Annotated in this window: 12 protein-coding genes; 5 read left to right on the top strand and 7 right to left on the bottom strand. The window is 70.0% G+C overall.

The genetic code is table 11. The features are described 5' to 3' along the window. Positions 1–364 precede the first annotated feature (364 nt). Positions 365–1006, bottom strand: a complete 642-nt coding sequence (locus JL475_RS15575) for a DNA-3-methyladenine glycosylase (protein ID WP_202278301.1) — start codon at positions 1004–1006, stop codon at positions 365–367. 163 nt (positions 1007–1169) lie between these two features. On the opposite strand from JL475_RS15575, the gene JL475_RS15570 reads away from it, so the two are divergent. From JL475_RS15570 to JL475_RS15560, 3 genes are all read left to right on the top strand, one after another. Then, positions 1170–1952 (top strand): sporulation protein, encoded by a 783-nt coding sequence (locus JL475_RS15570; RefSeq protein ID WP_202278300.1) that lies wholly within the window; start codon positions 1170–1172, stop codon positions 1950–1952. A gap of 41 nt (positions 1953–1993) precedes the next feature. Continuing rightward, on the top strand, positions 1994–2533 hold the full coding sequence (locus JL475_RS15565; protein ID WP_202278299.1) for a YbhB/YbcL family Raf kinase inhibitor-like protein: 540 nt from the start codon (positions 1994–1996) through the stop codon (positions 2531–2533). Between the two features lie 197 nt (positions 2534–2730). Continuing rightward, positions 2731–3237 (top strand): HNH endonuclease, encoded by a 507-nt coding sequence (locus JL475_RS15560; RefSeq protein WP_202278298.1) that lies wholly within the window; start codon positions 2731–2733, stop codon positions 3235–3237. A gap of 137 nt (positions 3238–3374) precedes the next feature. Here JL475_RS15560 and JL475_RS15555 read toward each other — a convergent pair whose 3' ends face one another. The 3 genes from JL475_RS15555 to JL475_RS15545 form a co-directional block, all read right to left on the bottom strand. Further along, the gene (locus JL475_RS15555) at positions 3375–4322 is read right to left on the bottom strand and encodes an SPFH domain-containing protein (protein ID WP_109383202.1); all 948 of its coding nucleotides are present in this window, start codon (positions 4320–4322) and stop codon (positions 3375–3377) included. Between the two features lie 147 nt (positions 4323–4469). Beyond that, positions 4470–4901 (bottom strand): NfeD family protein, encoded by a 432-nt coding sequence (locus JL475_RS15550; RefSeq protein ID WP_202278297.1) that lies wholly within the window; start codon positions 4899–4901, stop codon positions 4470–4472. A gap of 104 nt (positions 4902–5005) precedes the next feature. Continuing rightward, entirely contained in the window at positions 5006–5803 is a 798-nt protein-coding gene (locus JL475_RS15545; protein WP_202278296.1) for an ABC transporter ATP-binding protein, read from the bottom strand. Positions 5804–5955: 152 nt separating this feature from the next. Between JL475_RS15545 and JL475_RS15540 the strand changes: the two genes are divergently transcribed. Further along, on the top strand, positions 5956–6744 hold the full coding sequence (locus JL475_RS15540; RefSeq protein ID WP_202278295.1) for a hypothetical protein: 789 nt from the start codon (positions 5956–5958) through the stop codon (positions 6742–6744). Between the two features lie 94 nt (positions 6745–6838). Here the strand turns inward: JL475_RS15540 and JL475_RS15535 are convergent, their stop codons facing one another. The 3 genes from JL475_RS15535 to JL475_RS15525 all read right to left on the bottom strand — a co-directional run bounded on the left by JL475_RS15535 (position 6839) and on the right by JL475_RS15525 (position 9114). Continuing rightward, on the bottom strand, positions 6839–7084 hold the full coding sequence (locus tag JL475_RS15535) for a chaplin (protein ID WP_202278294.1): 246 nt from the start codon (positions 7082–7084) through the stop codon (positions 6839–6841). Between the two features lie 205 nt (positions 7085–7289). Then, positions 7290–7931 carry a response regulator transcription factor gene (locus tag JL475_RS15530; RefSeq protein ID WP_202278293.1) on the bottom strand — a complete coding sequence of 214 codons (642 nt, stop codon included), beginning with the start codon at positions 7929–7931 and terminating at the stop codon, positions 7290–7292. After that, positions 7924–9114 (bottom strand): GAF domain-containing sensor histidine kinase, encoded by a 1191-nt coding sequence (locus JL475_RS15525; RefSeq protein WP_202278292.1) that lies wholly within the window; start codon positions 9112–9114, stop codon positions 7924–7926. Before JL475_RS15525 ends, JL475_RS15530 begins: the two co-directional genes overlap by 8 nt. A gap of 473 nt (positions 9115–9587) precedes the next feature. On the opposite strand from JL475_RS15525, the gene JL475_RS15520 reads away from it, so the two are divergent. After that, on the top strand, positions 9588–10316 hold the full coding sequence (locus JL475_RS15520; protein WP_202278291.1) for a transglycosylase SLT domain-containing protein: 729 nt from the start codon (positions 9588–9590) through the stop codon (positions 10314–10316). Positions 10317–10379 lie beyond the last annotated feature (63 nt).

The following is a 10379-nucleotide window of genomic DNA, read 5'->3' as shown; positions in this document are numbered from 1 at the left end:
TGTTGAGTTCTCAAGGAACGGACGCTTCCTTCGTACTCACCCTCGCGGGTTTTCCTCCGGGCGCTTCCCTTCGGTCTTGCGTTTCCGACTCTATCAGACTCTTTCGGGCCTGATTCCCGGTCGGCGGGACGTACCGTCGGCTTCAGGACTTTCACCCGTCGGCCTTTCGACATTCACTACGTTAGCCGATTCCCTCGCTCGATTCATAATCGGGCTTCCGGGTTCGAAATTCATACATGCGAACATGACGAATTCGACCCCGATGAGGGGCGATCTTGAGTAATGGGTTGGCCGCTCCGGCTGCAGGCGATTGCCGTACCCGGTTCAGCGGCTCGGGCCACGTTACGCGCCTCCCGGGGGAGAGTCAACTTCGCCGACGCTTCGGGACATGGGCCCGGTACGGGCTCACCGTCGGGTCGTCGGCGACCCAGAAGCGCCAGGGGTGCGCGGCGCCCTCGCCCGAGACTCCGGTGCGCGGGCCTTTGCGTACCTGGCCAGAGGAGACCGGGGTGCCGGCGAGCATCCTCAGCGGGGTGTCCTCGGAGGTGCAGGCGTCCGTACCGTCCAGGGAACGGTCCACGCCCAGGGCCGTCGCCAGGCGGGCCGGGCCTTTGGCCAGTTCCTTGTCATTGCGGGCCGAGAGTCGACGGGTGCGGGCGAGCTCGGCGCCCTCGACGATCTCACCGGCACGCAGCAGCACCCCGCTCGCCAGACCCTCGGGGCCGCACACCAGGTTCATGCAGAACCACATGCCATAGGTGAAGTAAACGTATACGTGACCGGGGGGACCGAACATCACGCCGTTGCGGGCGGTGCGCCCCCGGTAGGCGTGGGAACCGGGGTCGCCGGAGCCGTCGTAGGCCTCGACCTCGGTCAGGCGGAGGGCGATCGGACCGTCCGGGGTGGTGCGCACGACGATTCGGCCGAGCAGGTCGGGGGCGACCTCGAGGACAGGGCGGTCGAAGAACTTCCTGGGCAGGGGCGTACGGTCGGGGGTCGCGATCATGGCGTCCGAGCGTACTCCTGCCGGGGTACCGCCATGGGGTGGTCACCGGACGCCGTGCTTGTGAGGGTGACGAACATGGAACCGGCCAGGGCCGGATCGCGTTGTTAGGGATCAAAGGTCCACACGTGGCAACGACGCGATAGAGGACGACAAGGGGAGAGACATGGCGTTCAAGAAGCTGCTCGCGAGCCTGGGAGCCGGCGGGGCTTCGGTCGAGACGGTGCTGCACGAGGACAACGTCGTTCCGGGTGGGGTCGTCCAGGGTGAGGTGCGCATCCAGGGCGGGTCCGTGAACCAGCAGATCGAGGGTCTGTCGGTCGGGCTGCAGGCCAAGGTCGAGGTGGAGAGCGGCGACGAGGAGTACAAGCAGAACATCGAGTTCACCAAGTCGCGGCTCGGTGGGGCCTTCGAACTCCAGGCGGGCGCGGTGCACGCGGTGCCGTTCGGGCTGGAGATCCCGTGGGAGACCCCGATCACGATGATCGACGGGCAGTCGCTGCGCGGGATGAACATCGGTGTGACCACGGAGCTGGCGATCGCGCGGGCCGTGGACTCGGGTGACCTGGACCCGATCAACGTGCACCCGCTGCCGGCGCAGAAGGCGATCCTGGACGCGTTCATCCAGTTGGGCTTCCGGTTCAAGAGCGCGGACATGGAGCGCGGGCATGTCCGCGGGACGCGTCAGCGGCTGCCGTTCTACCAGGAGATCGAGTTCTTCCCGCCGCAGCAGTACCGGGGGCTGCACCAGGTCGAGCTGACCTTCGTGGCCGACGATCAGGCGATGGACGTCGTGCTGGAGATGGACAAGAAGCCCGGTCTGTTCAGCGAGGGCAGCGACACGTTCCGGTCGTTCAAGGTGGGGCTGCACGACTACCAGGGCACGGACTGGACGGCGTACCTCAACCAGTGGCTGTCGGAGGTCGGCAGCAGGCGCAACTGGTTCTAGGCTCGGCTCCGACGGAACGCAATCGATCAGGAGGTACCGAGGTGACCGAGCTCGAGCGACGTCCGCTCCCCCATGACTTCCACCCGCCCGTGCCGTCGTTCACGGTGACGAGCGAGGACGTCGAGGAGGGCGCGACGCTCCGGGACGCCCAGGTGCAGGCGGGCGGCAACACCTCGCCGCAGCTGCGCTGGTCGGGCTTCCCGCCGGAGACCAGGAGCTTCGCCGTGACCTGCTACGACCCGGATGCCCCGACGGGCAGCGGGTTCTGGCACTGGGTGGCGTTCGACATCCCGGCCTCGGTGACCGAGCTGCCGGCCGGCGCGGGCAGCGGCGGGTTCGGGGGACTGCCCGAGGGCGCGATTCAGGCGCGCAACGACTACGGCACCAAGGACTTCGGCGGGGCCGCGCCGCCTCCCGGGGACGGGCCGCACCGGTATGTGTTCACGGTGTACGCCGTGGACCAGGAGAAGCTCGGTCCGGACTCGGACGCGTCCCCTGCCGTGGTGGGCTTCAATCTGCGGTTCCACACGCTCGCGCGGGCCCAGCTGATCGGTGAGTACGAGGTGCCCGCCGGCTCCTGAGCCGATCCCGGCGTTCACGGAACGTTTGCCCGCCCCTGGTCATGGAATTGATCAGGGGCGGGCATTTTTGTTACCGGGGGCGCGGGGCCGCCTCCCGTCGAGGCAGCAGATATTGCGTTGTCCATCCCGGCGTGCCCGGCCAGAGTTGATCCCAGCCTGCCGAGGGGTGGGCCGGTGCACACGGGAGGTGGGCTGGTATGCGGGACACGCTGGTACTGAACGCGAGCTTCGAGCCGCTGTCGACGGTGACGCTGAACCGAGCCGTCGTTCTGGTGCTCCAGGACAAGGCGGTCGTCGAGCAGGCCCACCCCGCACTGCGGATGCGGGGAGCCGAGGTGGACATACCGGTGCCACGGGTGATCAGGCTCTGCCAATACGTCAGGGTGCCGTTCCGAAGACGGGCGCCGTGGTCGAGGCGGGGTGTGCTGGTGCGGGACCGGCACCGGTGCGCGTACTGCGGGCGGCGGGCCACCACCGTCGACCACGTGGTACCGCGGTCGCACGGCGGGCAGGACACCTGGCTGAACACGGTGGCCTCGTGCGCGGAGGACAACCACCGCAAGGCGAACCGGACTCCGGAGCAGGCGGGGATGCCGCTGCTGCGGCAGCCGTTCGAGCCGACGCCGGCGGACGCGATGCTGCTCGCGCTGGCGAGGGACGATCTTGAGGCGCTGCCGGACTGGCTGGCGCTGGACGCGGCGTGAGGGTTTCGCCGTAGGGGCCCGGGTGCCCGGCTGCGGGTCGTTCGCGGCTGATCGCGCACACGCGGCGGAGCCGCACATCGGACAGGTCCCCGCACCCCTGGAGGGGTGCGGGGACCTGTCCGATGTGCGGCTGGCCGTCAGTCGATGGAGGGCTTCTCACGGCGCTCCGTGGCGCCGCCGGAGGCGCCGTTGCCGCCCGAACCGCCGCCCAGGCCACCGAAGTTGCCCATGGCGCCGGAGAGTCCCTTGAGCGCGTCGCCGATCTCGCTGGGGACGATCCAGAGCTTGTTGGCGTCGCCCTCCGCGATCTTCGGGAGCATCTGGAGGTACTGGTAGGAGAGCAGCTTCTGGTCGGGGTCGCCCGCGTGGATCGCCTCGAAGACCGTACGGACGGCCTGGGCCTCGCCCTCGGCCCGGAGGGCGGCGGCCTTGGCCTCGCCCTCGGCGCGCAGGATCTGGGACTGCTTCTCGCCCTCGGCGCGCAGGATCTCGGACTGCCGGACACCCTCGGCCTGGAGGATCGCGGCGCGCTTGTCGCGGTCGGCGCGCATCTGCTTCTCCATCGAGTCCTGGATGGAGGTGGGCGGCTCGATCGCCTTGAGCTCGACGCGGTTGACGCGGATGCCCCACTTGCCGGTGGCCTCGTCGAGGACGCCGCGCAGGGCCGCGTTGATCTCCTCGCGGGAGGTCAGGGTGCGCTCGAGGTCCATGCCGCCGATGATGTTGCGCAGGGTGGTGACGGTGAGCTGCTCGATCGCCTGGATGTAGCTGGCGACCTCGTAGGTCGCGGCCCGCGCGTCGGTCACCTGGTAGTAGATGACGGTGTCGATGTTGACGACCAGGTTGTCCTGGGTGATCACCGGCTGCGGCGGGAACGGGACGACCTGTTCGCGCAGGTCGATCCGGTTGCGAATGGTGTCTATGAACGGGACGACGATGTTGAGGCCCGCGTTGAGTGTGCGGGTGTAGCGGCCGAAGCGCTCGACGATGGCGGCGCTGGCCTGCGGGATGACTTGGATCGTCTTGATCAGGGCGATGAAGACCAACACCACCAGGATGATCAGAACGATGATGATCGGTTGCATCGTCGGTTTCCCGAACCCTTCTTCGCCTCGGCGTCTTCGTCAGATCCTGTGCCGGTTACGGATCTTGCTGTCGAGTCTGACAGACCGTCGTGCAACTCGGTGGCCGTTCGGCTCAGTTGTTGTCCTGTGTGAGCGGCTCGTGCGGGATCACATGACGATCGCCGTGGCTCCCTCGATCTCCACGACGTCCACTTCCTGGCCCACTTCGTAGACCCGGGCGACGTCGAGTGAACGCGCCGACCAGATCTCGCCGGCCAGCTTGATGCGGCCGCCGGAGCCGTCGACCCGTTCCAGCACGACGGCCTGCTTGCCCTTCAGGGCGTCGACGCCGCTGGCGAGATGGGGTCGTTGTGCGCGTTGTCTGTTCGCGATGGGGCGCACGACGGCGATGAGGGCGGTCGAGACGACAGCGAAGACCACGACCTGGACCACGGCGCCGCCGCCGAAGATTCCGGAGACCACCGCCGCGGCGGCGGCGCCCACCGCGAGCATGCCGAGTTCGGGCATCGCGGTGATCACCAGCGCGATGCCGAGTACCGCCGCGCCGATCAGCCACCACAGCCATGCATCGATGTCCACATGGGCATGGTAGGACCGCGCACCCGGTCACCGACAGGGCGCCGGGACATTCGAAAGGGCCTTCCGGGCCCGGTTTCTGAGTGGACGGAACCCCCCGGCCGGGTTCAGGCCATCGGGAGGCCCTGCGCGGTCCAGCGGTCGCCGACCTGCTCCACGACGAGCGGAAGGCCGAAGCAGAGGGAGAGGTTGCGGGAGGTGAGTTCGAGCTCCAGCGGGCCGGCGGCCAGGATCTGGCCCTGGCGGATCATCAGGACGTGGGTGAAGCCGGGGGCGATCTCCTCGACGTGGTGCGTGACCATGATCATGGAGGGGGCGATCGGGTCGCGGGCGAGGCGGCCGAGGCGACGCACGAGGTCCTCGCGGCCGCCCAGGTCGAGGCCGGCGGCGGGCTCGTCGAGGAGCAGCAGTTCGGGGTCGGTCATCAGCGCGCGGGCGATGAGGGTGCGCTTGCGCTCGCCCTCGGAGAGGGTGCCGAACCTGCGGTCGACGAATTCGGACATGCCGAGGCGGTCGAGGAAGGCGCGGGCGCGCTGTTCGTCGATGTCCTCGTACTCCTCCTGCCAGCCGGCGGTCATCCCGTAGGCGGCGGTCAGCACGGTCTGCAGGACCGTCTGGTTCTTGGGGAGCTTGTCGGCCATGCCGTTCCCGGCGATGCCGATGCGCGGGCGCAGTTCGAAGACGTCGGTGCCGGGGGTGCCGAGGGTCTCGCCGAGGATGGTGGCGGTGCCCTTGCTCGGGAACAGGTAGCTGGAGGCGATGTTCAGCAGGGTGGTCTTCCCGGCGCCGTTGGGACCGAGGATGACCCAGCGCTCGCCCTCCTTCACCGACCAGGAGACCTGGTCCACCAGAGCCCGGCCCTCGCGGACCACGGATACGTCCTGAAGCTCCAGAACATCGCTCATGAGCGCGTTGTCTCCCCTTGCAGTGTGGCCGGGTTCTCGGCTCTGTCGTACACCTGTGGTCGGTCCGCCGCGCCCGTGGGCGCGGCCCTCCATGAAATCTACGCCACCGGTCGGCCCGGACATCCCCTCGGTCCTGTCCTTAGGGTGGAGGCATGCTCTCGGAACCACGTTCAGGACGCCTCGCCTCTTGGGGAAATGCCCTTATTGCCGGTCTTGTCTCGCCGGATGACGCCGTGCTCGCCATCGTCGGCGAGGACGCGGTGCACCGGGTGGAGGGGGTGCCGGGTGAGTCCGCGCCGGTGGGTCTCACGCTGGCGCTGGGGCGGCTGCGGACGCTCGGGGTGACCGGGCTGCGCGTCGCGCTGCCCATGCCGGGGCATCCACTGGGGCTGAGCGGGCCGCCGGAGTTCAACGCGCGGGCGCTGGAGGCCGGGGAGGCGGTGGTCGGTCACGGGGCCGCCTTCGGGCTGGTGCCGCAGGTACGGGAGGCCGGGCCCGCGGGTGATGTGCATGTGGAGGTCGTCTGGCACTGCCTGGCGGTGCGGGAGGCGCCGCCCGCCGACGTGCCCTCGCTCGGCGAGGCGGAGCGGGAACTGGCGGAGGCACTCAGGGAGGCGACCGAGGTGCTGACGCGGCTGGACGTGGCGGGCTCGGGTCCGGCGGCCGAGGCGGCGATCGACGCGTACCGGGCCCGGGCGGAGCCGGACCATGAGGTGCTGGCGCCGGGATATCCGCCGCGAGCGGTACGGGTGCTGGAGCTGGCGCGGCGGGTGGGGACGCTGGTCTCGCTGGCCGGTGCGAACGGACACGGGGGCGCGGTGAGCGCGTCGGAGATGGCGGCGCGCGGGGAGGCCCTGCGGCCGGTGGAGCGGACGGCCCGGCGGGCGCAGGTCGCGGCGTACAACTCCGTTGTGGAGGAACGGAAGCGGGGGGCCGGGTGAGTCCCGGCCCCCCGCGGTGACCGGCGCGGGCAGAACGAGCGGCCTCCCGGGTGGGGCCGGGAGGCCGGGAGCGTCACCGGTGGGGTGACGGGCGTCAGCCGTTGACGGCCACGTTGCCGAAGGCGGGGTTCAGCAGGCCGATCACGTTGCCGCTGTTGCCGGACACGTTGACCGGGACGTCGACCGGGACCTGGATGACGTTGCCCGAGACGACGCCCGGGGAGCCCACGGCCTTGCCGCCGGCGTGCGCGCCGTCGGTGGCGGAGGCCATGCCCGTACCGGCGGCGAGCAGACCGCCGGCCACCATCGTCACGGCCGCTGCCTTCTTCAGGTTCTTCACTTTCCGAGCCCTCCTCGCGGTCACCGCGGCAGGTGCCGCGGTACGCACGGGAGAACGGCGGGAGGCCGAAGAAGGATGCGCCATTCGGGGGACATTCCCACTACGGTATGAATCTCGCACCGGAGGGGAACCATCCGCCCGGCCCGGTACGTCACGGGTCGGCCTCCCCCGACTCACCTGCCCGGGTGCTCGGACGCCCGGGTGCTCAGCCGCTCAGGCCGTGGCGCACCGCCCACAGGGCGGCCTGGGTGCGGTCCGCCAGGTCGAGCTTCATCAGGATGTTCGAGACATGCGTCTTCACGGTCTTCTCGGAGAGGACCAGGGCGCGGGCGATCTCCCGGTTGGAGCGGCCGTCCGCTATGAGGCCGAGCACCTCGCGCTCCCGCTCCGTGAGCGAACCGGCCCGGCCCTGGCCGGAGTGGGTCTCCTCCTGGGCCAGCAGGGCGCCGGCGACCTCGGCCTGGAGGAGGACGTGTCCGGCGTGCACCGAGCGGATGGCCCCGGCGAGCGCGTCGGGGTCGATGTCCTTGTACACGTATCCGGCGGCGCCCGCGCGCAGGGCCGGGACCACGGTGCGCTGCTCGGTGAAGCTGGTGACGATCAGCACGCGCGCGGGATGGTCCAGTTCGCGGAGCCGGCGCAGGGCCTCCACGCCGTCCATGCCCGGCATCCTGACGTCCATCAGGATCACGTCGGGCCGCAGCTCCCCGGCGAGGGCGACTCCTCCGGCACCGTCCGCCGCCTCGCCGACGACCTCGATGTCGTCCTGCACTTCCAGAAAGGTACGCAGCCCCCGGCGGACCACCTGGTGGTCGTCGACGAGCAGCACCCTGATCGCGTCAGCCACCGGGGACCTCCATCTCGATCGTGGTGCCCTTGCCGGGCGCCGATTCCACGGTCAGGCTGCCGCCGACCCCGCTCGCCCGGTCACGCATGGAGACCAGGCCGAGATGTCGTCCCGCACTGCGGACGATCTGCGGGTCGAACCCCTTGCCGTCGTCGGTGACCCGCAGAACGGCGCCACTGCCGCGGCGGCCCAGGGTGACGTCGACGTGGTCCGCCCCCGAATGCCGCAGGGCGTTGTGCAGCGCCTCCTGGGCGACGCGCAGCACGGCCTCCTCCTGCGCGGCGGGCAGGGCGCGCGCGCCCTGCCCGGTGAAGGTCACACGCGCGGTGTGGGCGCGGTCGAGGACCTGGATCTGGGTACGGAGGGTGGGGACGAGACCGTCCTCGTCGAGGGCCGCGGGGCGCAGTTCGACGACCGCGGCGCGCAGTTCGTCGGCGGCCTCGGCCGCCAGGGCGGCCACCTGCTGGAGCTCCCCCTTGGCCCGGGTCGGGTCGCGGTCCACGAGGCGGGCGGCCGCCTGGGCGGTGAGGCGCAGGGAGAACAGCTTCTGACTGACGGCGTCGTGCAGTTCGTGGGCGAGGCGGGAGCGTTCCTCGGCGATGGTCAGTTCGCGGCTGCGCTCGTAGAGCCGGGCGTTGGTGAGGGCGATCGCCGCGTGCTGGGCCAGGATGCCCAGTATGTCCTCGTCGTCCTGGGTGAACCCGCAGGTGCCCCCGGGTGCGGGGCACGGGGGGCCGGAAGGGTCTCGGGGGTCGTCTCCTCCCGCGGGGGTCCGTTTGTTGGCCAGGAACAGGGCTCCGATGACCTCGTCGCCGTCGCGGATGGGCAGGCCCAGGAAGTCGACCAGGTCGGGGTGGGCACTGGGCCAGCCCTCGAAGCGGGGGTCCCTGCGTACGTCGGCGAGGCGCTGGGGTCCGTCCTCGCGGAGCATCGCGGCGAGGATGCCGTGCTGGCGCGGGAGGGGGCCTATGGCCTTCCACTGGTCGTCGCTGACGCCGTCGACCACGAACTGGGCGAAGCCGCCGTGGTCGTCGGGGACACCGAGCGCGGCGTACTCCGCGTCGAGCAGTTCGCGGGCCGAGGCGACGATCGTCTTGAGGACGTCACGCACCTCGAGGTGCCTGCTCATGGCCAGCAACGCGGTGCTCACCGCGGCGAGGCCGGACCGGGGGCCGTGGCTCATGCCCTCACGGTACCGGCGGGCACCGGCACCGCGGATCCGACCAGTGGCGGCGGCGACCTGGACCGGAGGTCCTAGGACCTCCGGTCTCCCCGGGGCGGGCCCGAGTCCTTTTCCGGGCCCGCCCCGGGCTCGCCGCGCCCCTCACACAGGGCATTGCGTCAGCAACTACCGGTAAGGGAGACGGCTGCCCGGTGTGAGGCCGGGCATAGGGCGTACATCACGTACGAAGAAGAATAGGAGGGCCATAACGGGCACGTGAGCGGCGAAGATAGTCCCATCTGCCCCGTTTTGACCTCCCCTGATCCACTACCCGGCTTCGTACGTCACACCTTTGCCTCGCCTTTTTGCGGCCGCTAAGAATGGCTCCCGTCGCTCAGCGCCGCGGGTTCCGTCCGCGGCGTTCGTGCCGGAGAAACCCCTGTCCCCACCGGACGTCGAGCGACCTCCGCGCTATTCGAAGAGGTCCATCACCCATGTCGAAGAACTTCCTCGCCCGAGGTCACATTCGTGCTCTGAACCGCCACCACAAGATCGCCGCCGCCGGTGTCGCCGCCCTCGGTGCCGCCGCCATCGCTTTCTCGGCCACGCCGAGCGAGGCGTCGACGACCGGCACGAGCGAGGCCGTTCCCACCGCGCAGGTCGTCTACAGCACCGAGCCGATCAAGGACGTCAAGGGCACCGTCACCGACCAGCTCGCCGTCTCCGGTGTGAAGACCGAGCAGATCGCGGCGAAGAAGCAGGCCGCGGCCGACGCGGCTGCCGCGAAGCAGGCCGACGCGGCTGCCGCGAAGGAGCAGGCAGTGAAGGAGCGCGAGGCCCAGGAGGCCGCCGACCGCTCCGCGCAGCGGGCCGAGGTCGACAAGGCCGCCCCCAAGACCTACGGCGACAACCTGGACGGCTGGATCCGCGAGTCCATGGACATCATGAAGAAGCACGGGATCCCGGGTTCGTACGAGGGCATCCACCGCAACATCATCCGGGAGTCCTCCGGCAACCCGATGGCCATCAACCTCTGGGACATCAACGCCAAGAACGGCATCCCGTCCAAGGGCCTGCTGCAGGTGATCCCGCCGACGTTCGAGGCGTACCACGTCCCGGGCACGCCGAAGGACATCTACGACCCGGTCGCGAACATCACCGCCGCCTGCAACTACGCGGCCGACCGGTACGGCTCCATGGACAACGTCTACAGCGCGTACTGAGGTCGGCGCGGACCTCCTCACGCGGCCTGACGCGCCCGGATACGCCCCGAAGGGCGGCACCCT

It is taken from the genome of Streptomyces sp. M2CJ-2 (genome assembly GCF_016757295.1).
GTDB lineage: Bacteria > Actinomycetota > Actinomycetes > Streptomycetales > Streptomycetaceae > Streptomyces.
The sequence above is the reverse complement of the archived record's forward strand: the minus strand, read 5'-3'. Positions and strand labels throughout refer to the sequence as shown.